Here is a 25,814-nt window from a genome sequence, read left to right as displayed (position 1 = left end):
GAATCTACTTTACAAATTTCACAAGATTCTAAGAATCTAGATTCTAAAAACGCAAATGTGCCTTATCCCCCTGCATTACACATTTCCCACCCAGCCCACCCTTCTAGTGAAACGCAGGGAGATAAGGCACATTTGCTATATGAAAATAAAAAAATAGATTCTAAAGATTCTAAAAACTCCCAAAAAATAAAAAACAATAGCGGTAGAATCTTGCTTATCATTGCTTTGATTTTTAATATAAGCCTGCTTTGCTACTTTAAATATATGGACTTTTTTATAGAATCTTTTAATGCTTTGTTTCACACAAATGCGGCGTTATTACACATAGCACTGCCCTTAGGGATTAGCTTTTTTACAATAACGCAAATTGCGTATTTAGTGGATTGTTATGAGGGTAGGGCAGTGGAGCGAAATATCATAAATTACGCACTTTTTGTGACATTTTTCCCGCATTTGATTGCTGGTCCTATTTTGCATCACGCAGAGATGATGCCGCAATTTTCGCAATTACGCAATAAGATTCTAAAGTATGATAACATCGCACGTGGGCTTTTTATTTTCAGTATCGGCTTGTTTAAAAAGGTCTTTATTGCCGATACATTCGCTAAATGGGCGAATGCTGGTTATGCCGCACTTGATTCTGGTGTGACTTTGAATATCTTTGAATCTTGGGCGATTTCGTTCTCTTACACTTTTCAGCTTTATTTTGATTTTAGCGGCTATTGCGATATGGCTATCGGTCTTGGGCTGCTTTTTAATATCGCCTTGCCGATTAACTTTGCCTCGCCTTATAAGTCGCTAAATATCGCTGAGTTTTGGCGGCGATGGCACATTACTTTAGGTCGCTTTTTGCGTGATTATATCTACATTCCGCTTGGTGGTAATCGTAATTTTAGGCAAGATTCTAAGGTGCAGAACAAAGATTCTAACTCGCAAAATCACACAAATAACGCAACTGAAAATCCGCTTTTTTCGCAGTCTTTGCAATCTATTCCCACCCAACCACCCATTTGTAAGAATGAAAAGACTGCGAAAAAAGCGGATTTTCACACAGATTCTGTGTTAAATAGAATCTTAACTTTGCGGAATTTGTTTATCGTGGCGTTTATCAGTGGTTTGTGGCATGGCGCAGGACTTGGTTTTGTAATTTGGGGTATTTTACACGGACTTGCAATGTGCATTCATAGAATCTATCGATATTTTTTAGAATCTTTTTTTGGAATAAAGTTGAAAGATTCTAAAATAAATGTAAATTATTTGACAGATTCTATAGAATCTAAGTCGCAAGATTCTAAAATAGAATCTAAAATAAATAAAGTAGATTCTAATTTACAAAATTCTAAAATGGATTTTAAAGAAAACACAGAATCTAATTTTCCTAATCACCCACCCACCGCCCTTTTAAGTGAGAATATAGAATCTAAGCAAACGCCCACCACCCTACAAAATAAAACGCCCAAAAGCCCAAAATTACAAGCCTTTTTAGAATCTAAAATATACAAGATTCTATGCTGGTTTATCACATTTAACTTTATAAACATAACCTGGATATTTTTCCGTGCGGAAAATCTCACAAGTGCGACTGAGCTAATCAAAAGTATGTTTTATATCAACACGCCAGAGATTTCAAGCAAAGCGCGGCTTATCCCGCATTTCTTAGTCAATATGCAAGGGCGAAATGAGACGCTGATTTATATCGTGCTGGCGTTTATTTTGTGTTTGTGTGTTAAAAATAGTGTAGATTTTACGCGTGATTTTAAGCCAAATAAAAAAACAACTATTGCGACTATGGCGTTATTTTGGATACCTTTAATCGTTATGATTATAAATCCATATAGCGAATTTATCTACTTTAATTTTTAAGGAAAAATATGGAATCTAACAACAATTTTAATGCAAAAAATATGGAATCTACTTCGCAAAATTCTAAAAATTCAAATATAGATTGCCACGATTTTGCTACGCAAAGTCCGTCAATGACGAATAATAAAGATTCTAAAAAACTTCCAAATTCCATAACTTTTACCCCACAAAAATACAGAAATTTCATTCTTATTATCTTACTTTTTCCACTCCCATTTTTTGCCATTATTGCGACTTTGCTCTATCTTTACGACCCTATGCAGGTGTGGCATAAGCCTTTTTGGCGTGAGCCAACCTTCTTTAGTGCCGCAAATAACAGGGCTCAGGCAAAGGGCATTATTGATTATTACGACTTTGACTCGCTTATGCTAGGCAGTTCCTTTTTGTTTAAAAGCTCGGAGGCTCTAGCGGATTCTCTACTTGGTGGGAAGTGGCTAAATATAAGCACTGGTGGGCTAGGGCTGCCTGAAAAAAGCACGATTTTAGACTACGCTTTGCGTAAAAAGGGCTTAAAAGCCACGCTAATTTCAATTGAGTGGTTTTATGTCGCACTCGGCAGCAGCGAAAAAATCGCGTATCTTTACGATGAGAGCGCGGCAAATAACATTAAACTTTACTTAAATCCACGATTTGTGTGGTGTGCGATTACTTGGAGCAAGTCAAGCGATTGCATAGGTGATTCTAAGACGCATTTAAATCGGCAGTATGCGCGAAGTCCTGAGCCTAAAATTGACGCGTTACAAGGTGCAAAAGAGTGGCTTAAGCGAAATAAAAATGACAGGATTATGCCAAAATTGCTTGATTACGAGAAGTATCCATTTGTGCTTAAGAAACGCGAGTTTGACGCGGCAAAAATAAAGCGGCACAATGATTATTTGGAAAAATATATTTTTTGCCTTGCAAGGGCGTATCCAGCGACTAGATTCTATCTTGTTTTGCCGCCGCACACGCGTTTGACTTATCGGCTGATGGATGAGGTGGAGGATTTTTATGAATGGGGAGAAGTTTTAAAAATGCTAGTTTTAAAGGCTAGTAAGTTAGAAAATATGAAAGTTTATGGATTTGATGATATGGATTTCCCTGATAATTTGGGGAATTACCACGATTTGACGCATTTTAACTCGTGGATGAATGATTATGAGATAGAATCTATCGCTAATAATTTGCACATTTTAACGCCACAAAATATCGATAAATACATAGAAATCACAGAATCTAAAATCCGCAATTACGACATGGAAACTTTGCGAAAACTTTATAGTGAAACACAAAAGGAAAGATAGTAATTTCATTTTAAATATATAATGATATTTTAGAATTAAATGTATCAAAAAATACAAAAAAAACTTATTTTTTTATGAAAATTACCTAATTTATGGTATCATTCAAGCTATTTTAATTTTTCCTTAAGGAGTTTTTACCATGAAGAAGTTTTTAGCATTAGCTCTTTCTTTGAGTTTAGCAGGTTTGTTTGTAGCGTGTGATGACAAAAAGGAAGCTAAAAAAGAAGAGACAAAAACAGAGAAGCCAGCGGAAGCAGCAGCACCAGCCGCTCCAGCGGAAGCACCAACTACTGATGCACCAGCTACTGATGCAGGACATGAGGGACACACTGATACTCCAGCAGAAACCGCTCCAGCAGCTGAGAGCACTCCAGCAGAAGCCAAGTAGTTCACTCCAAAAGTTAGCTTGAGGACTAATGTTTAGTCCCTTGCTATCATATACTTTGTAAGTATTTTTGGCTCTAGAATTTAAATTCTAGAATCTTTGATATTTTTTAAGTTAATATTCTAAAATTTCTCATCTAATGTGTTAAATATTCTGTATTGTATATTTTGGTTTAGTAAGCTATAAATCGCTAAAGTGATTTGCAAGGTCAAAAACCACATAAATTAAAGTAATTCTAGAATCTATCCAAATTATACGCGCTGTGAAGTGTGCGGACACTTAGCTCGGCGTATTTTAAATCAATTAGAATGGATATTTTAATCTCACTCGTGCTAATCATTCTTATATTTATATTATCTTTTGCCAAAGATTCAAAGGCTTTTGCCGCTACGCCGCTGTGGCTTTTCATACCCACGCCGACAATTGAGACGATTGCTACTTCATTATCAAAATCGATAAAATCCGCATTTTGACTAAACTCATTCAAGGTCAATTTCGCCTTTTCAAGCTCATTTTTTGGCACGGTAAAGTCCAAGTCCGTCTTGCCATCACGCCCGATAGTCTGCACTATCATATCCACATTCACATTCGCATTTGCCAGCTTGCTAAATAGCTCGGCTGCGATGCCGGGCTTATCCTTGATACCGCTAAGGCTTACGCGCGCCTGATTTTTATCTAACGCAATGCCGCTTACAACAGGCTTTTCCATAATTTTATCCTCCCTTGTGATTAGTGTGCCTTTGCCATCGCTAAAAGTGCTACGCGCAAAAATGGGGACATTCCACTTTTTTGCAAGCTCCACAGAGCGATTTAATAGCACCTTTGCGCCCATGCTGGCAAGTTCTAGCATCTCATCATAGCTAATTTGCTCGATTTTGCGTGCCTTAGATTCTATACGCGGGTCGGTTGTATAAATCCCATCCACATCGCTATAAATCTCGCAAGCTTGGGCATTCAACGCCCCTGCAAGTGCCACAGCGGACAAATCGCTCCCACCGCGCCCCAAAGTCGTAATATCGCCCTTGTCATTTAGCCCCTGAAAGCCCGTTACCACGACAATGTAGCCCTGCTCTAGCAGCTCTTTTATATGGCTTGTGTCAATGTGCTGAATGCGCGCCTTTGTGTGATTAGAATCTGTATAGATTTTCGCCTGACGCCCATTAAGACAAATACTTTTGTGTCCCATCGAGTTAAGGGCAATGCTTAAAAGTGCGCCACTAATTTGCTCTCCGCTGCTTAATGCCATATCTAAGTCGCGTTCATTTGGCAAGGGGGTGAAAAATTTCGCCCATTCTAGAATCTCATCTGTTACGCCGCTCATGGCGGAAACCACGACTACAAGGGAATTTTTATTTTTTTTATCGCTAGTGTTTGTCATATTGAGCGAATGCGAAATATCTACGTGATTTTTAGAATCTTTGTGTTTAGATTCTATATTTTGTGCGTTATTTTTAGAATCTTTTCTACTAGATTCTATAACTTTATTAGAATCTTTATTGTTAATTTTAGAATTTTTAGAATCTTTTCGGCTTTTAGAATCTTTTTTAGAATCTACTTTAGAATTTTTAGCATTTTTAGATTCTAACTTAGAATCTATTTTAGAATCTTTATCGCCCTTAGATTCTATAATATTAGATTCTATAAACTTAGCATTTTTAGAATCTTTAGAATCTAAACATTGCGAATTTTCTAATTTAGATTCCAAAATATTAGAATCTTCATAGTTTAACGAAGCAATAACTTTTTTGGCGACATTTTTTATCCGCTCCACGCCGCCCATGCTAGTCCCGCCATATTTCTGCACTATTAGCATAACTTTCTCCAAAATGATATTTCAAATTTCATAGCTTTTTACCTTTAAAATTCTAGATTCTATATATACCCTTCTTTACGAAAATAGCTCAACGCCTTCATATAAACGCCCTTTTTAAAATGATTTATCCGCTCCAAAAGCTGCTCATAATCGACAAACTCATACCGACAAAACTCAGGCTCAGCCGTCTGTATATTCACACTTGAATCTTTTTTTAATTTCACCAAAAAATACTTTTGATTCTGCCCCACGTAAGGCTTCATCCGCTCTTTTACACCTGGTGGAAAGTCATAACTTAGCCATTGCGGCAGGCTTGCTAGGACTTCGACTTCGCTTGTGCCAATTTCTTCACCAAGCTCACGCAATAACGCATCCTGCGGACTTTCCCCATCATCAATGCCCCCTTGCGGAAACTGCCAAATGCCCTTCAAATCATGCCGCTCCCCCAAAAAAAACTCGCACACATTAGGATACTTATCACTAAGCACAATCGCCGCAACATTCTGCCTGTAACTATTATCTTGCATTTCACTTCTCTATTTTTATTGCCTCTAGATTCTTTACACCACTGCTTCATTTAAGTTTATATAAACTTAATATTTTGAAATAATACCATTTTATTTCTTAAAAATTAGTAACTCATTTCATTAAAAAATATCTCTAAAAGTCTTTTGTTTGCTAATGTTAAATATGTTGCCTTGTTCTAGCAGATTATAGAATCTGGTGTCGCTTCGCTCTGTATTTTGCGTATTATGTGCAGAATCTGTGTGTTTAGATTCTATAGATTCTATATTTTTTATGGCGTTTAGAATCTCTTTGCTTTTAGCACCTACATTTGTGATATTTTTATTATTTATCCCTGCTCTATTATTTTGCCTTGTGCCGACATTTATACCATGCACTCCAAAAAATACTGCTTCTTTAAGAATGCAGCTTGAGTTTCCTATGATAAATTTGCAATGCTTTAAAAGCGTAATAAAATATTCAAATCGCAATGATGGAAAAAGCTTAAAATGTGCGTTATTTTCAAGCCTTTTATAAGCATTTAAAATAATATTAAAACCCAAATCATTATTTGGATAAATCACAATATAGTTTTGCTTGCTTTCAATCAAGGCGGTTACAAATTCATTAATTTGAGATTCTAAACTATCTAGCTCCGTTGTCACGGGATGAAAAATAGCGATAGCATAATCGCTAAAGTCAATATCATAATACTTTTTTGCCGCATCCAAACTAATATCATTATGCGCTAGAATGTCTAAATCAGGCGAACCTATAATAAATATAGAATCTTTATTTTCCCCTAGCTGCAAAAGCCTTTTTTGCGCGTTAGAATCATTTACTAAATGAATATGTGCTAGCTTTGATATAGAGTGACGCAAGCTATCATCTATTGTCCCACTTACTTCTCCCCCTTCAATATGTGCGACTAAAATATTATTTAACGCTCCTACAATAGCAGCAGCCAAAGGCTCAATTCTATCGCCATGCACTACAATTAAATCAGGCTCATATTCATTTATAAATTTAGAAAAACCATCAATAGTGCTTGATAGGGCTAAATCCATTTGATAATATTTATCGTGGTTTATAAAGCGATATATGTTTTGAAAGCCACTTTTTTCTATTTCTCGCACGGTTAAGCCAAAGTTTTTGCTTAAGTGCATTCCTGTCGCAAAAATGATTGCTTCAAAATCTTTAGAATCTTCTACCTTTTTCATAAGGCTTTTCATCTTAGAAAAATCAGCCCTTGTCCCGCTTACAAACACTATTTTTTTTCTTTTACTCAAAGTCGTCATATTTTAACTGCCTATCTTGGTTTATATCTTTTGTAGCTTTTTTACCTAGCAAACTTTCATAATACTCCGCACTTATTCCACCTTTTCCCGGTCGCTTTACCCAAATATTTTCCGTGCTTAGAATCTCGCCCTTTTTTATATCCTTTATGCTTACGATACTTGCGAATGCAAAGTCTATTGTTACTTGCTCTTCTTTAGCAGCTTCTTTAGATTCTATACTGCTACCACGCATAATAAACATTTCTTGGCTTTTTTGTATTAAATCTTTTAGTGTGTTTTCATCATTTGAGCAAATAATATCAGGTCCTTTTCTATCCATAGAATCTGTAAAGTGTCGCTCGATTACACATGCTCCTAAAGCTACCGCACCTAGTGCGGCTAAGTTATCAGTTGTGTGGTCGCTTAAGCCATAAAGTGGGCTAAATTCTTTTAGTCTTAGCATCGCATTTAAACGCACTAAGTTTTTAGGTGTAGGATAAAGATTTGTAGTGTGAAGTAGCACGAAAGGTATTTCATTATCTTTTAGAATCTTTACTGCTTTGCTAATAGATTCTAAATTATTCATACCTGTGCTAAGGATTATAGGCTTTTTAAAACTTGCGATATGTTTTAGCAATGGATAGTTATTGCACTCTCCACTACCGATTTTAAAGGCGGATACATTCATATCTTGCAATCTATTTGCCGCAGCCCTTGAAAATGGGGTACTAAGATATACCAAGCCTTTAGATTCTGTATATTCTTTTAAGGCTAGTTCATCTTTGTAGTTTAGAGCGCATTTTTTCATTATTTCATATATGCTTATATCTGCATTTCCCGGGATTACTTTTTTGGCTTCGCTACTCATTTCATCTTCTATAATGTGCGTTTGATGTTTTATGATTTTTGCCCCTGCCCTTTTGGCAGCATCTACCATAAGTTTTGCTATTTCTAAGCTACCATTATGATTAATGCCAATTTCTGGGACAATCAATGGTGGCGTATCATTTGAAATAATTAAATTTTCAATTTCTATTTGCATATTTTTCCTTTAATTATAAAGTTTATAGAATCTAGATTCTATAAAAATGTCATTGAGAGAATTGACGAAGTCAATTCGTGGCAATCTATGTTAAAGGTATGGATTGCTTCACTTCGCTCGCAATGACTATAAAATCTAGATTCTATAAATCACTCCTTTTTTAATACAATTAATAAAAAGTCGCCTAAGCCAGCTTTATCAATGATTTTTTGAATCTCATTTGAGATGCTACTTAGCTTTTCGTATATTTCCTTATCTTTATAGAATCTAGGGAAGGCGTGGATTATATCCATAAAGCCTTGTCCATACTCCCATTTCCCTACAAGATTAAAGCCTTTATGAGTTAGAGTAGGCATTACCCCCCCCCCCCGTAGCAACAGCGGCATTATCATCCATAAAATCCGCATTATTTGAATATGCAATCTCTAAAGATTTAAGCGAAAAAATATTCAAATGAAATGGTGCGATAAAATGGCGATAAACTCGATTTGGTGCATTGAGATTTGCAAAGCTAGCTAAACTTTTATGTTTAGGCACTTCAAGCACCAAAAAAGAATCTTTTTTCATATTTTTAGCAAAAAACTCTATTGTTTGTCTTGGATAATCTAAATGCTCTAAAACATTAAAAAATGAAACCACATCTGCTTTTTGTATAGAATCTAGCAAATCTTTATCGCAGTTAAAAATATCTAAAAAGCCTTGTTTTACAGGATTAGATTCTATATTTTTAGAATCTAATTTTGCATTTGAAAAATTTAGTGCTTGCAAATCAGATTCAAACCCACTAATCTTATACCCCAAAGACTTAGCACAATAAAGACAATCGCCACCGCCAGAGCCTATATCTAGCCACATTTTAGATTCTAAAAATTTTTCCGCTTTGCTTTGCAGCAAAGCGGACTCAGCCTTAACCACAGAATCTATAAACTTAATCTTAGGAAAAATAATATTTTTAACACGATTAAAAAAGATAGAATCACTAAGATAAACGCCACTATAATGGCTATCCTTGCCATCATTTGTGTATAGCTCACTTGTGTTTAAAATAGGATTTTGTAAATATATATTTTGGCAGTTTTGACATTCTACATATTTAAAATCATAGATATTCACATAGAATCTAGCCTTATTACTCTCACACATAGGGCATTTTGTAAGATTTTTACGCTCTTTATTTGCAAAGCTTTTTGCAATTTTTTTAGAGTTTTTCATAGAATCTTGTAGCCATTTTGGCGTCCTTTTTATCGCTTTGTTATCAAATTTTTTACCATATTTTGCAATCATATTTGCTCCTTAAAATCTCATATTTTCTTAGCTTTTAGGTAGTTTTTTACATCGCTTGGTAATCTAAATAAATCTTTAAAGATTTTATAATAGATGTTATTTCGCCAACCATGTTTTAAAGAATTTATTTCTTTAAACCTATTTTTATTGCTTTTAACATGTTGTAAGTTAGGTATAATAATATCTGTTTGATTGTGTTCACTCTTGGATTCTACCACGAAGTTAGAATCTATATTAGGTGCTAATGGAAAATACTTACTAAAAGGACTATTTGGACACAAAGAATATATATTAACATTGTAATGTTCTTGCAAAAATACTAAAGCATTTATATCTAAAGTTTTATTGTGACATTCTCTTTCTGTAATATCATATTTTGGTAAAAACTGCCCTAAATTTGTCTTGTCAAAATCGTAAAAATATGAATATTGCCCCTTCTCATAAAAATCAATACCTACTACATAAATCTCTTTATAGCCTCTAGCTACTGCTATAGCACATAACTGCACTGCACTAGTTGGCCTTTGCCCAAAATATAATTCATAAAAATTTATATAATTAAAATAAGCAGGTATTCTTTCTAGTAACTTATAACCAATTATTGCATTTGGGTAATCTCGTTTAAAATCATCTAAAGACTTAAACTCTTCTGGCATCCCTGTCATAATTAACTCTTCGAAAAAATACTCTTTGTTTTGAAGTAAAAGGCATAGATTGTAAAATTGATTATACACTGCGAAAGGTACGCTGTTTACACCCTTAATCTTTTTCCCTAAATAATATTTATCTTCAAAGTAAAATTGAGAGCAGCGATATATATCGCAATCAAGTGGCATTCTTTTGTAGTCAATCTCTTTTACACTAGGACCATTTCCAGCAATTATGATTTTTCTAGAATCTATTTTAGATTCTAAAATAGGATTACCCCCCCCCCCCACATTATATTTATTATCATCAATAACTTTCATTAACTATCCTTTATGTGTGTAAAAATATCTAGCAATTATAATAAAAGAGTTTAGATTAATTTAAATATTTTATAACTTTTTTAAATTTATTTAGTTTATTAGGTTTTTAAAGATTCTAAACTTTAACATTTTTAAACTATAATCCTTTGTTTTTTAACTTCATTTTAGGCGTGGTTTTGATTTATTTTTCTCCAGAGTTTGCTATTGTTTTGCTTATTTTTGTGTGCGCTTACTGGTGGATTTTTCGACATTATGGAGTGAAAGCGCAAAATAGCAGTATTTTAATTTTTAATTATGTGATTTTAATATGGATAAACCCTTACTTTGCCCTTGTAGTCGGGCTTTACACGCTTGTGATTTATCTTTTTTCGCGCTTACTTTATCGCTTTGATTATGGCATTATTTTGCTTTTTTGCGTTAGCATTTTGGTGTTAATTTTGAGTTTTTTTAAGTATTTTTCTAGCATAAAAGATTCTGTGATTGCCATTTTTGCCTTTGTTGGTTTAGATTTCCTAGCGGATTTTATCATTTTTCCGCTTGGCATTAGTTTTTACACTTTTGCATCTATCACTTATTTAAGCGAAGTTTATAAAAATAGAAAGTTAGAAAATTTGAAAGATTTAGCCACATATCTTTCATTTTTCCCAACATTTATTTCAGGTCCTATTATGAAATCTAGCTTTTTTTTCACACAGCTGCACGAGTATAGAATCTTCTCCAAAATGGAGCTAATTTTTGTGCTAATCATTTTTGGACTGACAAAAAAGGTGCTTTTTGCGTCCTATTTACAGGGCTTTAGTGATAATATTTTGCAAAATCCAGCCGATTTTAGCGTCATCTCGCTCCTGCTTGGAATCTATGCTTATGGACTGCGGCTGTATTGCGATTTTAGCGGCTATGTGGATTTGGTTAGCGCGTTTGCTTTGATGCTTGGCTTTCATCTGCCGCAAAATTTTAATATGCCTTATGCGGCGCGAAATATCCGCGATTTTTGGGGGCGATGGCACATTACTCTCTCGCATTTTATCCGCGATTTTATCTACATTCCGCTAGGTGGCAATAAACGTGGTTTTTTTTTAACGCAGGTTTTTATTCTAATTTCTTTTGCAATCTCTGGTATCTGGCATGGAAATAGCCTAAATTTTCTTATTTGGGGGCTTTTGCATGGCGTAGGACTCGTGGTTTTTAACATTTTTAGATTCTATAAATTTAGCATTTCGCTGCCTTATTTATCTAGCTTTTTAACAATAAATTTTGTGATGTTTGCGTGGGTGTTTTTTTATTTTGAGAGCTTTAGTGATGCGATTTTTTATTTAGAATCTTTTTATTTTAATGTCGCAATGCCAGTTAGTGATAATGAAGTAACAATTCTATTAATCCTAATTTTAGCTTTTTTACTATATCCATTTTTGAAAGATATTGAGCGAAAAATTAGTATATTCCTAACTAAGATTCCATTTATTATTCAGCCATTTATTTTTAGTTTTTTTCTAATTTTAATTATCGGCTTTTCTCCTAGTGGGATACCAAATTTTATTTATGCGGGGTTTTAATGTTTGCTATTGTTTTAGAATCTGTTTTAAAGTCGGTTTTCAACTCGCTTTTCGACTCGCCAAAATCGCGGTGTATAAAGGGTTTGTAGGATATGAAATTTGTAAAATTTGTATATATTTGCGTTGTTTGTATGCTGATTTTAAGCTACTTTTTTTATAAAAGTTTGGTGAATTTTGTAGCACAACAATATCATTATGAAATTAGTATAAATGAAACTGATTCTATATTCAATATTGCAAATAATGTAACTAATGAGCTTGAAAAGTATAGAATCTTCTTACTTGATAAAGATTCAACTTTGGGGGTAGAATCTGGTGAGCTAGATTCTAAAGTAGATTCTAAAGATATAGATTCTAGCAATTTAGATTCTAATGTAAGTGAAACATTTAAAGAAGATTCTATAGAATCTAAAAATACTGAATCTAATAATATTTTGGAAAATAACTTAGAAATTTCGCAAGATTCTAATATAGAAATCAAAGAAGATTCTATCGCGGAAAATAATATAGAATCTAAAGAAGATTCTAAGATAGAATCTGCTAACTTAGATTCTAACAAAGTTACTAATTTTAATACTTTTAATCAAAAAAGTTCTAAAGGTTGGGAAATAAAAAATGATAAGTTATATATAAAAAAAGGCGCAAATTTTTTGCTAATCGGTGATTCATTAATGCAGGGCATAGGATTTGCGTTAAATAAGGACTTGCGAAACGCTGGATTTAAGGTCAAAAATATCGCAAAACAAAGCACCGGGCTTGTGCTTTTGAAAAGTTTTAACTGGATAAAGGAAGCCAAAAATGCCTTTAAGCAAAACCCGCAGATTGCCGTGCTGGTCGTGTGTTTGGGTATGAATGATGGCTGGGATATTTGGGATAGCGGCACGCATAAGTTTGGCTCGGCTGGCTGGATTGATGTGTATGGGTCGCGCGTGCAAGAAATTATCGATGTGGCGAAGGGCAATAATGCGGCGCTGATGTGGTTTGAAGTCCCTGCGGTAAAAAAAGAAAGCCTAAATAATAAGCTGAAAGTTTTAAATGAGATTTTTAGGGAGAAAGTGCGTGAAAATGGGGGGATTTTTATTTCAAGTGAGAATATTTTGCAAGATTCTAAATATGTGAAATTTCTTAAAGATTCTAGTGGGAAAAGCGTGCAGGTAAGGGCTGATGACAATATTCACTTTACAAAAAGTGGTGCGAAAATTTTAAGTGATTCGCTTTTTTCACATTTAGAAATTATAGAATCTAGCTCACAAGATTCTAAGCCAGAAATTATAAATATTGAAAGTAAAGATAAAGATAAACTTATAGAATCTATAATAAATCGTAATAAAAAATTAGGGACAGATTCTAAAGATTCTATCTTGCAAGATTCTAAAGATTCTAATGAAAATAGTCATGTTGAGCAAAATCAAACTGATTTAAAAAATATAGAATCTGATTTAAAAAACATAGAATCTAATGAAAATTTAAATAAAAATAAGCAAAAAGATTCTATAAATTTAGAGAATTTAGAGCAAAAAGAGCAAAAAAAATCTAAAAAAGAAATAAAAGAAATAAAAAATATAGAATCTAATGAAAATTTAGAAAAAAATGATGAAAATATAAGCAAAGATGCCCTAAAAAATCATCCATTTTTTAATAATATTGAGTAAATTTAAAGGAGTAAGAAATGGCAATTAGAAAGATATTTTTAGTATTTTTAATATTAAGCTTAAACGCCCTAAATTGCGAGAGTTTTAAGGTGCAAGAAAACTCATTTCTTTATAAAAATCCACAATATAAAAGCTATCTAGAAAAAGCAATTTTGCATGATTTTAGCGATAAAAGAAATAAAGAGATTCTAAAAAAAGTTGCGACTAAATGGAAAAGTAAAAAAAATCTAAAAATTAGAATCTTTGGCGACTCTCATATCGCTAGTGATTTTATCGCAAATGAATTTAGAAATTTGCTAGGAAATATTAACGCACTAGGCTTTACATATCCGCTCCAGCCGATATCTCATCAAAGCTTAATTTTAAATTATGAAGCAAAAAATTTTAATATTTTAGATGTTAGAATGCCTTTAAGTCAATTAAAAAATTTACCAAATTTAGAAATGCTAAATTTTCCTTTAGGTGGAGTAATCGCATATCCAAAAATAAATGAGATAAATGAAGCCGCTAAGAGTGCTAAAAGCTCGAAAAATACGGAATCTAACTCATTTATAAAACTAGATATAAATCCTAAATCAAATATCAAAAATGACACATTTATTACACAAATTATCTACAAAAATGACAGCAAAAATCCAGCTTTTTTAGTGCAAGATTCTAAAAATTCATTTATTTTGCAAACAAAGGAAATAAATAAATGGGAAATGCAACTTTTAGAGCTAAATTTCCCTATAAATATCACTGCATTAAGTGAAAATGCAATGCTTGGTGGCTACTTTTTTTACAAAAATAATGACAATAATATCGTAGAATCAATCGGCTTAAATGGCGTGCGTAGCGATATTTGGCTTAAGTGGGATAAAGAGATTTTAAAAAGTGAATTAGATATTTTAGATTATGACATTATCATTCTTAGTTATGGCTCAAATGATGCGATGTATGATGTGTTTAATGAAGAGAAATTTATAAAAAACTATGCCGATTTTATCGCACTTTTGCGTGAATATAATAAAGAGTGCGTATTTATTTTAGTCGCCCCGCCGCCTGTTTTGAAAATGGAAAAGAAAAAATATGTGGAAACAAGAAATAACAAAGCGGTAAATGCCGCCGTTATTAAACTAGCAAGAAAAGAACACACGCTACTATTTAATATGAGTGAATTTATAGAATCTTCTGCCAAAGATGAATTAGATAAAGAGTTAGAAAAACAAGAACAAAATAAGGCAAAAAATTCTAAAAACACTAACTCAAAAAGCACTAAAAACACAGCCAAAAACGCTAAAAACGTCCCTGTTGGAAATAAAAACGCTATGCAAGATTCCATAAAAACCACAAAAGACATTTGGATAAAAAATAATCTAAGCAAAAAAGATGTCCATCTAACCCCACAAGGCTACTACCTCACCGCTGACGCCTTATTTTATTCTTTAAATCAAAAATTTTTTGACACAAAATAGTAGATTCTAAACAATTTTTTTGCTATAATTATCAGTTTAAACAAAATTGCATATTTAACTTAAAATAACCTTAAAATTTTACAAAAGGAGCTAAAATGTTACGAATAGAGCAAGTAATCTCAAAGGCTTTAGCACAAACCGACAACGATAGATATAGGCTTTCAGTGCTTGTTTTTGCGCGGGTAAAAGAGCTTAATAATGGTGCTACGCCCTTGCTGTCGTATTCTAAGGAGTATTTAAAGAGAATGGACCCTTGCGATATTGCATTGTGTGAGATTGCCGAAGGTATGATTACACCCGTAAATTAGTATTTTTATAATTTTTATACTTAATTTCTTTTAATTTTTGGAGTTTTATGGAATCTAAACTTAAAAAAGGCGATGTAGCCCCAGATTTTAGTTTGCCTAATGAAGATAATGTCGAAATTTCCTTGCGTGATTTGGGGGAAAAAACGATTATTTTGTATTTTTATCCTAAGGATAATACGAGTGGTTGCACAACTGAAGCACAAGAATTTAGTGCGTTAAAAGCGGAATTTGAACGCTTAGATTGCGTAATTATCGGCATTAGCCCTGATAAAACTAGCACGCATAAAAAATTTATAGAATCTAAAAACCTAAACATTATTTTACTAAGCGATGAAAAAAGGGCTGTGGCTAGCAAATATCACGCTTTTGGCAAAAAAATGATGTATGGTAAGGAAGTGCAGGGCATAATTCGCAGCACTTTTATCATTAAAAATGGCAAGATTTTAGAATCTTTTTACAATGTTCGGGCTAAAGGGCACGCTCAAAAAGTCCTTGAATGTGTGGAAAAGTTGTAAAAATATTAAACGAAGTATGGAATTATATTTAACACATTATATAAAAATGGTATCATACGCCATCGGCGATGTCCTCCATTTCACTATCAACTTCCTTTGGCACGGCGGTGGTCTGCAAGTTAGAATCTGCAAAAACGCTAGGATTAAAATCCCCGCCAAATGCTTTATACAACGCAATTGCGGCTTGATTTTCACTCAAATGCGCAGACAATAGCGAAACGCGTGCGCGCAAGTAAGTATTCGCATACTCTAGCTTTGAAATATCATCAATTAGCTTTTGATTATATTGCGATTCCATAATCTCATAAGTGCTTTTATTCACATCATAGCTTTGCGCGGTATTATCGCGGCTTAAGGCAGTCACTTCCATATTTTTCATCGCATTTTCGATTTCGCCAAGTGCCGTGTTTATCGTGTTTTGCAGGGTGTAAAACGCCTGTTTTGTGGCTTCCTTACTAATGATATAATCCTGCGTTATGCTATAGCGATTGATTAGCGGCATAGAAAGGTTACCCGCGATTTGCCAAGCAAGGTCGCCTACAGCGCGCGTAGGACTCATTAGAATCTGCCCCAAATTGCTACTCAAACTAAGGCTAGGAAAAAGCGCCATTTTCTTATTATAACGCTGATAAATGCTCGCATTTAGGCTATACACGCTACTTCGCACATCGGGGCGATTGAAAATTATATCAGCTGGCAGGGCGGTAATGCTAGGCAAGGAAGGCGCGTTAAACTCATAGCTAGAATCAAGCGAAAAGCCTAGCTCATGGGCATTTAGCAGCACAAGTAACGCGTTAATATTTTGCTCCAAAGTGCTTTCCAAATTTAGTGTCGTATTTTTTTGATTTAGATAGTTGCTTTTCGTGGTGGCAAGGGAATCTAGCCCGATTAAGCCCAAATCATAGCGACTTTGCGTTAGCTCGTAAATCTCTTGCAAATTCGCGGTAATCTCGCGGTTTAGGGCAATCGCCTCGCTAAGCTGGCGAATGGTGAAATAGAAGCTAGCCACATCGCCGATTAGCACGACTTGAGCCTGACTTAGATTTTGCAGCGCACTTAGCGTATTTTGGTCGCTTGCCATTCGCAGCGCGTTTAGTTTGCCCAAAATGTCGAGTTCCCAGCTAAATGTAAGGGACGCATTTGCACTATTTTGGTTAATCGTGTTGGTTTGGATGCTGCGGTAGTTGTTATCGCTATAATTGTAGTTTGCCCCAGCAGTAACGCGTGGAAACATCGCTGCGGTGTTGATTTTGGCGGTGGCTCTTGCTTGTCTTATGGCGGATTCTAGCGTTAGCAGGTTTGTGTTTGATTTTAGTGCTTTGTTTGTTAAATCGACTAAAATCGGGTCGTCAAAAATGGAGAAAAATGTGTCGGTGTAGGTGTTTTTGTTTTTTATTTTGTCTTTTGTGGTTTTAGAATCTTTTGTTTTAGATTCTGTATTTTTAAAATCTTTAGAATCTAGTTTATCTTTTGTCGCATTTGCCGACGTTTCTTTAGAATCTTTAGTTTTAGATTCTATAACTTTTATGGAATCTTCTGTTGCGTTTTTAGATTCTATATTATTAGTATTTTTAGAATCTTTACTAGATATTTCTTGCAAATTTGCTAAGTTAGAATCTTTTGTAGTTTTAGATTCTGTAATTTGTGTTAAATTTATAGAATCTTTAGAATCTAAACTCGCTTTATTTATAGAATCTGCTTTTTGTAATATTTTATCTTGCGAGTTTTGCAAACTAGATTCCATATTAGATTCTAATAAAAACTTAGCATTTCTAAAACTATTTGGCACATTAGTTTTATTAAGTAGAGTTTCTTCACTTGGAATCTTAGCACAACTACTAAACAAAATAACAATAACAAAAAACATACAAATATCAATATTTTTTCTTAACATTATTCTAAATTCCCTAACTTTATTGCTTCCACAAAAAATTCAGCAAAAATAAGATTAAATATTAATTATACTTTATTTTTGTGTAGAATCTTGTTTAGAAAATATATTTGATTTCATAACTACTCTAGTGGGACGCGGAATTGGAAGCCCTGTCTATCAATTAAAAAGTTGATATTGCCGCCGTATTCTTCTAGCTCATCATAGTTTTTTATTTTATCCTTTTTAGGTTTGACTACTTCGCTGCCTGCGTCATACATATCATAAATGGTTCGCATACTTTGCGTGCCGCTATCACGCAAGATTCCATCGCCGCTAAATGAATGCAAGTCATTTTGCCCACTTGTATCAGGGGTCAAAGACGGCATTTGCCCACGTTTATTGCTCTCAGCATTGATAAACTCATCCATATTTTCGCTCATCTTGCGATAAAAGCTATTTTGCCGATTTTGCGTAGAATCTTTGCTTTGAAACTGCTCTAGTATATCCTTGCTACCATATTTCTTTTTGGCGTTTTTGTGCGATTTTTGCGCCTCTCTGTAATCCACTTGATTATTTTGCAAACGCGTAAAAAGCTCACGCAGTAGCTCATTTTTTTGCGCAGTATTTGCCACACGTAGCTGCCGCAAGTCAATGTTATTTATAAATAAAATCTTATCGCCTTTACGCAATTTTGAAAATGCGCCCTGGCTAGGCGACTTCTGCACCACAAAATCACTTGAAATATCAAAGTTAAACCGCTCTAAAAAGCTATCAGGCAGCAGCATCCCACCATATCGGCGACCAACTTTCACCACCATATTTTTTAGCACTTCACCGCGTCTAATCTTAATATCTGCCTCCTCGCCCTGCTCTAAATTCGCAATTTTCCACTCCAAATCGCCCCAGTCCTTTGGCGCGGAATCATTTATCGAAATTAGCACATCGCCTCTCTTAAAAGGATTATTAGGGAAAAATGGGTCGGCAAACTGGACAACAAATGTCGCATTTTCAGTATCCACCTCTTGAAAACGCACGCCTATATCGCCATAATAAGGCTTATCCTGGCTCAAAAATCTATCAATATAACGCTTTTCAATAAAGCCATTTCCACCGACACTTAGCCCATAGATTCTATAGCAAATGTTGCTAATTACGCCATTTTTTTGCGTTGGCACTGAAAATTTCGCTGGTATTAAAAAGCCTTTTTGATGCTCCTCAAATCGCCCTACTTTAGCCCCTTTAATACCCGTGCTAGCAAGCTCTTGACTAAGGGCATAATCATCAATATCAGCCATTTCATACGCATATTTTGAGCCGATACTTTCACGAATTTCAAAAAGCCCGACAAATGGGTCATATTTTGCCAAGCCTTTAACCACAGGTCTGGTAGGATTATAGCCGACTACAGCGCCATTTTTAAGGCGAATCGCATATAAATTATTGCCAAGATTCACACTTGCTTGTTTGTAAAAAGTCGCACAATGGCTAAAATCAACCTTTTCTTGCACCTGCGTATTGCCATACAAGTCGATTACTTCTTGCTCGCTACTTTGCAGCATTCCATCTTTCTCGCGCACCTCGACATTCTTGCTATTTACCACATTTTCCTCTGGGGCTTGTATCGTGCTTGGAATCTTAGTTGAGTTCAGCTTATTAAACTCGCTCTCTAAATCATTTGCGTTATTTAAATCATCGGCGGCATTTGCAAAAGTTGCAAAAATTAAAGGTAAAATAACACTTAAGATTCTGTATTTCATAACTTTTATAAAATTAAATTCTAACATATCAAACTCCATTATTGAAATTTAAAAGGATTTAGATTTTTCACCTGCTCGAATAAATCATCTTTTTTTTCTTCCTCAATCTGCTTGTAGCCCTCATTTATCGCGCTAATTAATAGAATCTGCAACGCAGCCTTATCGCTTAACAGCTCATCATCAATATTAATATCGACAAGTTCGCCCACCCCATTAAATTTCACATCAATTAGCCCACCGCCGCTCTTGCTTGTGATAATCTTTTGCTTTGCCTTTTCATCATACTCTTTTAGCTGGTCTTGCACGCTGCCTAGCAGGTTTTGCAAATCTTTTGGGTCAAACATCAACTTCTCCTTTTGTAACTATGCGATTGTTGGAATCTACAAACACGATTTTTGGCTTGAAATTTTTCGCCGCTTTCAATTTCATATTTGCATAAGCAATTATTATGACAATATCGCCGCTATGGGCTTTTCGCGCCGCTGCGCCATTTATGCAAATAACTCCACTATTTGCTTTTGCAGGGATTGCATAGGTGGTAAATCTCTCGCCATTATTGATATTTACGACATCAACTTTCATTCCCTCCATTATCCCTGCGGCGTCCATTAGCTTAGAATCTATGCTAATACTGCCGACATAATTTAAGTTTGCCTCTGTCACTTTACATCGATGAATTTTTGCAAATAGCATATCCACACGCAAATTTTTATGTAAATCTTTTTCTTTTTTAGAATCTGTTTTAGAATCTTTCTTGCCCTTAGAATCTTTAGAAACTAACTTAGAATCTTTGATACGTTTAGAATCTAGATTCTGTAATTTTGCAGATTCTATAACTTTAGAATCTTTAGACTTCGTATTTTTAGAATCTTTTCTCTTTATACTTTTAGATTCCATAATTATCCTTTACTTCACATACTTTTCAATATCTTGTCCGCTGTAAAAAATGTAGTTTGCTTTTTGAATCTCGTAGTTGTTTAACGCTTGTATAAATGTAGATTCAGCGTCATATTTTGTGCTTAGTGCGGTTAGATATTCAGTGAAAGTTACCAAATTTGCGTCATATCGCTTTTTCATATTATCATAGGATAGATTTGCCGAAATTAATGACGCTTTTGCGCTATTTATTTGATTTTTCGCCACTTCGATTGCCTTTCTGTAAAGCTCTTCGTCCTTTTTTTGCTCGGCTTTTTTATAGGCTAGATTTTTCTCATTTGCGATTGTGGCAAGGCGAAAGCTCTGCTTTTGCACGCTAAGCCCGATTTTTGCAAAGATTTGATAAGTCACATTCATACCAAAAACATTGTTATGCGTGGCATAATTCGCAAGTAGCCCCGCACTCCCACCGCCTTGTGCCATCATCTGCGTTACAAAGTCTGGCACCTGCGCATTATAAGTGTAAGTATCCTGCAGCGTAAAGCTAGGATAGTAGTGCAGCTGGGCGTTTTGGTGCTTCAGTGCCTTTATTTGAAACTCTAGGGACTTTATATCGCTCCTATCATTCAGCTCAAGGCTTGGGTCTTGCATATTCGTGCGTTTTAGCCCATCAATCTTTTCATTTGTGAGATACTCAAGCATAAGTTTGCTTTGAATCAACGCCAACGTCGCATTGTCAATCTCATATTTTGTCGTAGCCGCCTGCGATTTTAGCGACTCCAAATCCGCAATGGTGCGAAGCCCTTGGTCGTAAAGCTTTTGCACTCTATCCACATCGCTTTGAATCTGGGCTAACTTTTGCTGGAGTGTAATGAGACTTGATTCATTATTAAAATAAGTGTAATACTGCTGGACTACCTGCAAATACACGCTTTGACGGGCATATTGCGTGTCATAATTTGCCTTTTTGGCAGTCGCGCCCTTTTCTCGCATCGCTTCATAAGTAGCATAGTCAAGCGTCCAGTTAAACGCAAGTTGAAAATTTTGACTTTGATAGCCGAAATTCGCACTTGTGGATGTTTTTGAGAAATTATACTTGCCATCAAGGGTCGGGATAAAGGCAAGTTGGGATACCAAATAATCGCGTTGTGCCTGTGTATCAAGGAGCTTTTGCCCTTGCAGTGAGTAGTTATTTTCAGCAGATTTTAGTAGCTCGCTTAGGGTCTTGCCACTTTGGGTATTTGCCCGCAAGACAGATTCAAGTTGCAGTTCAGTCGCCTTTGCTTCCTTTTGTGCTAGGTTTGCTTCTTGCATATTTGCGTTTAAAAAAAAGTCGCTAGTATCATTTGGCGCCGCGTGTGTGGCGTTTGCTAAGGTCAATATACTCGCTAAAAAGATTGCAATTTTATTTTTTAGATTTTTCATTTTTAAAAGCCATTTTGACATTTCTTTAACCCCTTACTTTTAGAATCTAAACTTACAAATTTCATAACTTTAGAATCTAGATTCTACCCTTTAGATTCTAAATCCATTCTTAATCCGCAAATAAAATTTTTAATTTTATCGATTTTATGTAAATATAAAGATATAAAAATTGTAAGTTTTTCTTAAGATTTTGTTGATAATATTATCATAAATCTTGAATGTTATAATATTAAATAATCTACATCACCACACTCAAATAAACCATCAAAGATGTGATAAAAAGTCCTGCAAAGAATGTAATTAACGCAGGTTTTCTTTTTCTTTTGCAAAAAGAAGTCATAATAAGTCCGCTAAAATAAAAAATAATAAGTGACAACGCAAAGCCAATCGCAATAATATCAAACCAAAAACTGCCCTTACTTAAGTGCATAAGCAGCAAGATTCCATACAAACTACGCTCAACCACGCGGATTTTATACTCGCCATTTTTGTCCTTTTGCAAGGTCACGCTATAGGCGATATTGCCCATTGTTAGGTTGCCACGTTGCTCGCGTAGGTGCGTGTTTGTAGGGATTTCAAGGTCGCGTTTGGCTAGCTCGCTTAAAATCAGCTCCTGCTCCTTGCCCTTTTGCACATCTTGCACCTGAAACTCAGTGATATTCGCCCCCGCATCAGCGCGCACATTCAGTATCCAAAGCGCGCCTGTGAAAGCATAAATGAGCGCGGCAGGTAAAAAAAATAAACTAAGGTAGGTATGCACTTTCATCCACATCGACTTGTTTTTAAACATCAAAATCTCCTTAGAATCTTCTTATTTAGATTCTATAATTCTTAGAATCTTTCTTGCGTTTCTTATGTCTAAATCAACAAATAAAAGTCGGAATTATATCATAAAATAACGATAATGAATACTAATTAGTAAAAACATAACTACTACTAATGTAACTCTAGTATATTAAATTTTGATTTTTTAAATACAAATTTAATAAGAATTTTGCATAAATGCATTATCATTAAGCATATTATTTAAAGATTTTTCAAAATTTTTAATTTTTATATTAATTATAAGCAAAAAATAAGAAATAAAAAAGTAAAATTACAACTTTATTATTTTTTTCGTATAGGATTATAAAAAAGATTCTAAATAAAATAAAAAAGGAGCCTGTTATGTTCAAAAATATGTCCCTTGGTAGTAAGCTTGTGATTTGCGTCACTGCCATTTTTGTGGTGATTATTGCAAGTGTTAGCTTTTTTAATTATAAAAAAAATACGATTGAAATTAACGACCTTTACACAGGCATACAGCAAGTGGCGTTGGCTGCTAGTTATAACACGATAAATATCAGCATGGGGCTTGAGGCAAAGGAGCATTTGCACGCCATTGCTAAAAACATACTACAAATTCCGCGCGATGATATTTTAACGCAAAGAGCTTTTTTAAATCAGGCGATGCAGCTAACGGGCTATCCGCTAATTTTTGTCGTGTATGATGATGGACGTGGGCTTATGCCTAGCGGGAATAATACAAATCTTAATGACTGGGATAAATTTAGCACCGATTTACGCACGCGTCCGTGGTATGTGAAAACTAAGAGTGTGGGCTCAAATGACATTGCCATTAGCGTGTATAAGGCGGTTGGGGGCGCTACTGATGGCAAGATTGTGGCGACTGCTACTGCGCCGCTTATGGAAAATGGGAAGTTTGTGGGCGTTGTGGCGTTTGATAGCGATGTGGAGGTGTTTCAAGAGCGTTTGAATGCCTTTAAACGCCCGCAGCTACCAAGTTTAACGACCTTTATCGCCGATGATACCGGTAAAATCGTAAGCCACGAAAATAAGAATCTAATCAATGTCGGCGATAATAAACCGCTAACAAGTGTGGAACAAGCCCTGCAAGCAAAGCTAAAGGAAAGTAAAGAAGGGCGAATCGACTACCTTAGCTCAAATGGCTATATGAAAATCGGCTACTATAAACAAATGCCTTTTGGCTGGACGATAGTCTCAACTGCCGAGCAGCACGACTATACAGACGCTTTGAATGACAATTTATTCTCTTCACTTCTTGTGGCAATCATTTCGCTACTTATCGGCGCGGCGGTGATTTTTGTGTTTATCAAATGGGCGATTGCGCCTGTGACGCAGATTAAGAATCTACTTTTAGGATTCTTTAAATATCTAAATTATGAGAGTAAAGAAGCGCCAAAATTAGTAACTATCACTAGCAAGGATGAAATCGGCGATATGGCAGAGGCGATAAATCGCAATATCACTCGCACAAAAGAGCATATAGAGCAGGATAACGCGCTCGTGGTAAATGCCCTGCAGGCTATCGATGCGGCTAAGGCTGGGAGTGCTACGAAGCGAATTGATTTAAGTGGGAGTAATCCAAATTTAAATCGTTTGAAAGATTCTGTAAATGAGCTGCTAGAGCTGCTATGCACGGCTATCGGGCGTGATTTGCATGAGATAAATCGCGTGTTTGATAGCTATATTAAGCTTGACTTTAGCACTGAGATACAAAATGCAAGCGGGCGTGTGGATTTGGTTACAAACACTTTGGGGAAAGAAATTAGGGCTATGCTTAAAACGAGCGCTAGTTTTGCCACTGAGTTAGAATCTAAAAGTAAGGATTTAGAGGAAGCGGTAAAAACGTTAAGTGAATCTACAAATACACAAGCTAGTTCTTTGGAGCAGACGGCTACGGCGGTAGAGCAAATTACGTCATCTATGCAGAGCGTAAGTGGCAGGACTGGTGAAGTGATAGGGCAAAGTGAGGATATTAAAAATGTTATCGGTATAATCCGCGATATTGCTGACCAAACGAATTTACTAGCCTTAAATGCGGCAATTGAAGCAGCGCGTGCTGGCGAACATGGTCGTGGCTTTGCAGTCGTAGCTGATGAAGTGCGAAAATTAGCCGAGCGAACGCAAAAGTCACTTGGCGAAATTGAAGCGAATACTAATATCTTAGTGCAAAGTATCAATGATATGGCTGAATCTATTAAGGAACAAGCCGCAGGTATCGCTCAAATAAACGAAGCCATATCACAACTAGAAACCATCACGCAAAAAAATGTGGAAATAGCAAACCACAGCCAAGACATTAGCACCGCCGTAGATTCTGTCGCAAACAAGATTCTAGAGGATGTGAATAAGAAAAAGTTTTAGGTTGTATATTGTGCTTTTATAAATGTAAAATTTTACTATTGCATTCTTTAAAAATGAATACAAAGAGCTTTAAATATAATAGACAAAATACCGATATTTGTGTATCATTTCGTATTAAAAAGGAGTGCGTTTTGAAATATCTAAAATATTATATTTTTGCCCTTATTTTCACGCTATTTTCTTATGCGCAAACCACGCAGCGACCGCAGGTTGAGCCACTTTTTGGCGCACTAACTGAGCAAGAGTGGAAATACACCTACAACTTTTGTATGCAAAATAACGCAAATGCGTGCAATTATCTAATTGAAAATGGCTTGGCTTCCGCAATTAACTGCTATGGACCGCAATGCAGCACGATAGGCATTATCTATATGATTGCTGGGCGATATGATGAGGCAATTGATTATTTTGAGCGTTTGTGCGAGGAGGGCGATGTGCGTGGCTGCGGGAGTGCGGGCGATACGTATTATTTTTATTTGCGCGATTTTTTCAAGGCAAAAGAGTTTTATGAAAAATCCTGTAAGCTCAAAAATAGCGCGTCCTGCTACGAGCTAGGCGTGATGTATGGCAATGGCGAGGGCGTGCGGCAGAGTTTCAAGCACGAGGATGACTACTATGGCAGGGCGTGCAGCGGCAAGGAAGCGCTTGGTTGCTACAATTTGGGCGTGCTATACCAAAACCGCACCGATGTCAAAGGCAACCACGAAAAAGCAAAAGAATACTTCGGCAAAGCCTGCGATTATGGCTATCAATTCGGCTGTGATAAATATAGAGAATATAACGAAATCGGTGTGAAGTGATGTAAGTAATA

The 25,814-nt window shown here is 35.4% G+C and carries 23 protein-coding genes; 10 read left to right on the top strand and 13 right to left on the bottom strand.

Features of this window, described 5'->3' with window-relative positions:
• Positions 1-57: 57 nt before the first annotated feature.
• From LS64_RS13405 to LS64_RS10355, 3 genes are all read left to right on the top strand, one after another.
• Positions 58-1,863: an MBOAT family O-acyltransferase gene (locus LS64_RS13405; RefSeq protein WP_238699484.1), complete on the top strand. Its 1,806-nt coding sequence runs from the start codon at positions 58-60 to the stop codon at positions 1,861-1,863.
• Between the two features lie 8 nt (positions 1,864-1,871).
• Positions 1,872-3,146: a hypothetical protein gene (locus LS64_RS10360; RefSeq protein WP_034571716.1), complete on the top strand. Its 1,275-nt coding sequence runs from the start codon at positions 1,872-1,874 to the stop codon at positions 3,144-3,146.
• A 169-nt stretch (positions 3,147-3,315) separates the two neighbouring features.
• Positions 3,316-3,534: a hypothetical protein gene (locus tag LS64_RS10355; RefSeq protein ID WP_202392296.1), complete on the top strand. Its 219-nt coding sequence runs from the start codon at positions 3,316-3,318 to the stop codon at positions 3,532-3,534.
• 232 nt (positions 3,535-3,766) lie between these two features.
• On the opposite strand, the gene LS64_RS10350 is transcribed toward LS64_RS10355, so the two are convergent.
• The 7 genes from LS64_RS10350 to LS64_RS10320 form a co-directional block, all read right to left on the bottom strand.
• Positions 3,767-4,966, bottom strand: coding sequence for an aspartate kinase (locus tag LS64_RS10350; protein WP_474095417.1), 1,200 nt, complete (start codon positions 4,964-4,966; stop codon positions 3,767-3,769).
• Positions 4,967-5,403: 437 nt separating this feature from the next.
• Positions 5,404-5,871 (bottom strand): RNA pyrophosphohydrolase, encoded by a 468-nt coding sequence (locus tag LS64_RS10345; protein ID WP_034571759.1) that lies wholly within the window; start codon positions 5,869-5,871, stop codon positions 5,404-5,406.
• 120 nt (positions 5,872-5,991) lie between these two features.
• The gene (gene neuC / locus LS64_RS10340) at positions 5,992-7,146 is read right to left on the bottom strand and encodes a UDP-N-acetylglucosamine 2-epimerase (protein ID WP_118949291.1); all 1,155 of its coding nucleotides are present in this window, start codon (positions 7,144-7,146) and stop codon (positions 5,992-5,994) included.
• A complete protein-coding gene (gene neuB / locus LS64_RS10335) occupies positions 7,130-8,167 on the bottom strand; it encodes an N-acetylneuraminate synthase (protein WP_034571909.1) in 1,038 nt (345 codons plus the stop codon). The genes neuC and neuB overlap by 17 nt, the downstream gene beginning before the upstream one ends.
• Before the next feature lie 149 nt (positions 8,168-8,316).
• A complete protein-coding gene (locus LS64_RS10330; protein WP_138127333.1) occupies positions 8,317-8,553 on the bottom strand; it encodes a hypothetical protein in 237 nt (78 codons plus the stop codon).
• Positions 8,504-9,451 carry a class I SAM-dependent methyltransferase gene (locus LS64_RS10325; protein WP_118962084.1) on the bottom strand — a complete coding sequence of 316 codons (948 nt, stop codon included), beginning with the start codon at positions 9,449-9,451 and terminating at the stop codon, positions 8,504-8,506. The genes LS64_RS10330 and LS64_RS10325 overlap by 50 nt, the downstream gene beginning before the upstream one ends.
• Before the next feature lie 17 nt (positions 9,452-9,468).
• Positions 9,469-10,419, bottom strand: coding sequence for an alpha-2,3-sialyltransferase (locus tag LS64_RS10320; RefSeq protein WP_118988444.1), 951 nt, complete (start codon positions 10,417-10,419; stop codon positions 9,469-9,471).
• A gap of 176 nt (positions 10,420-10,595) precedes the next feature.
• On the opposite strand from LS64_RS10320, the gene LS64_RS10315 reads away from it, so the two are divergent.
• From LS64_RS10315 to LS64_RS10295, 5 genes are all read left to right on the top strand, one after another.
• The gene (locus LS64_RS10315; protein WP_034571268.1) at positions 10,596-11,972 is read left to right on the top strand and encodes an MBOAT family O-acyltransferase; all 1,377 of its coding nucleotides are present in this window, start codon (positions 10,596-10,598) and stop codon (positions 11,970-11,972) included.
• A 92-nt stretch (positions 11,973-12,064) separates the two neighbouring features.
• Complete coding sequence (locus LS64_RS10310; RefSeq protein WP_052062436.1) at positions 12,065-13,624, top strand: SGNH/GDSL hydrolase family protein; 1,560 nt, start codon at positions 12,065-12,067, stop codon at positions 13,622-13,624.
• Positions 13,625-13,641: 17 nt separating this feature from the next.
• A complete protein-coding gene (locus tag LS64_RS10305) occupies positions 13,642-15,081 on the top strand; it encodes a GDSL-type esterase/lipase family protein (RefSeq protein ID WP_052062435.1) in 1,440 nt (479 codons plus the stop codon).
• 95 nt (positions 15,082-15,176) lie between these two features.
• On the top strand, positions 15,177-15,389 hold the full coding sequence (locus LS64_RS10300; RefSeq protein WP_034571265.1) for a DNA-directed RNA polymerase subunit omega: 213 nt from the start codon (positions 15,177-15,179) through the stop codon (positions 15,387-15,389).
• 47 nt (positions 15,390-15,436) lie between these two features.
• A complete protein-coding gene (locus LS64_RS10295) occupies positions 15,437-15,904 on the top strand; it encodes a peroxiredoxin (RefSeq protein WP_034571262.1) in 468 nt (155 codons plus the stop codon).
• Positions 15,905-15,956: 52 nt separating this feature from the next.
• Here LS64_RS10295 and LS64_RS10290 read toward each other — a convergent pair whose 3' ends face one another.
• The 6 genes from LS64_RS10290 to LS64_RS10265 all read right to left on the bottom strand — a co-directional run bounded on the left by LS64_RS10290 (position 15,957) and on the right by LS64_RS10265 (position 22,625).
• Entirely contained in the window at positions 15,957-17,798 is a 1,842-nt protein-coding gene (locus LS64_RS10290) for a TolC family protein (protein WP_237416260.1), read from the bottom strand.
• Between the two features lie 119 nt (positions 17,799-17,917).
• Complete coding sequence (locus LS64_RS10285; RefSeq protein ID WP_237416261.1) at positions 17,918-19,561, bottom strand: DUF7488 domain-containing protein; 1,644 nt, start codon at positions 19,559-19,561, stop codon at positions 17,918-17,920.
• A gap of 11 nt (positions 19,562-19,572) precedes the next feature.
• Positions 19,573-19,878 carry a YbaB/EbfC family nucleoid-associated protein gene (locus LS64_RS10280; RefSeq protein ID WP_034573926.1) on the bottom strand — a complete coding sequence of 102 codons (306 nt, stop codon included), beginning with the start codon at positions 19,876-19,878 and terminating at the stop codon, positions 19,573-19,575.
• Positions 19,871-20,239, bottom strand: coding sequence for an aspartate 1-decarboxylase (panD, locus tag LS64_RS10275; protein WP_034575170.1), 369 nt, complete (start codon positions 20,237-20,239; stop codon positions 19,871-19,873). The genes LS64_RS10280 and panD overlap by 8 nt, the downstream gene beginning before the upstream one ends.
• A 201-nt stretch (positions 20,240-20,440) precedes the next feature.
• On the bottom strand, positions 20,441-21,856 hold the full coding sequence (locus tag LS64_RS10270; protein WP_052062732.1) for a TolC family protein: 1,416 nt from the start codon (positions 21,854-21,856) through the stop codon (positions 20,441-20,443).
• A gap of 217 nt (positions 21,857-22,073) precedes the next feature.
• On the bottom strand, positions 22,074-22,625 hold the full coding sequence (locus tag LS64_RS10265) for a PepSY domain-containing protein (protein ID WP_034573924.1): 552 nt from the start codon (positions 22,623-22,625) through the stop codon (positions 22,074-22,076).
• A 377-nt stretch (positions 22,626-23,002) separates the two neighbouring features.
• On the opposite strand from LS64_RS10265, the gene LS64_RS10260 reads away from it, so the two are divergent.
• Together LS64_RS10260 and LS64_RS10255 are read left to right on the top strand one after the other, a co-directional pair.
• Entirely contained in the window at positions 23,003-25,003 is a 2,001-nt protein-coding gene (locus LS64_RS10260; protein WP_034573922.1) for a methyl-accepting chemotaxis protein, read from the top strand.
• Between the two features lie 131 nt (positions 25,004-25,134).
• The gene (locus LS64_RS10255; protein WP_052062731.1) at positions 25,135-25,803 is read left to right on the top strand and encodes a tetratricopeptide repeat protein; all 669 of its coding nucleotides are present in this window, start codon (positions 25,135-25,137) and stop codon (positions 25,801-25,803) included.
• Positions 25,804-25,814: the final 11 nt, after the last annotated feature.

Origin of the sequence: Helicobacter saguini (assembly GCF_000762875.2) — a bacterium.
Classification (GTDB): Bacteria; Campylobacterota; Campylobacteria; order Campylobacterales; family Helicobacteraceae; genus Helicobacter_A; species Helicobacter_A saguini.
This window is presented reverse-complemented; position numbering and strand designations above follow the sequence as displayed.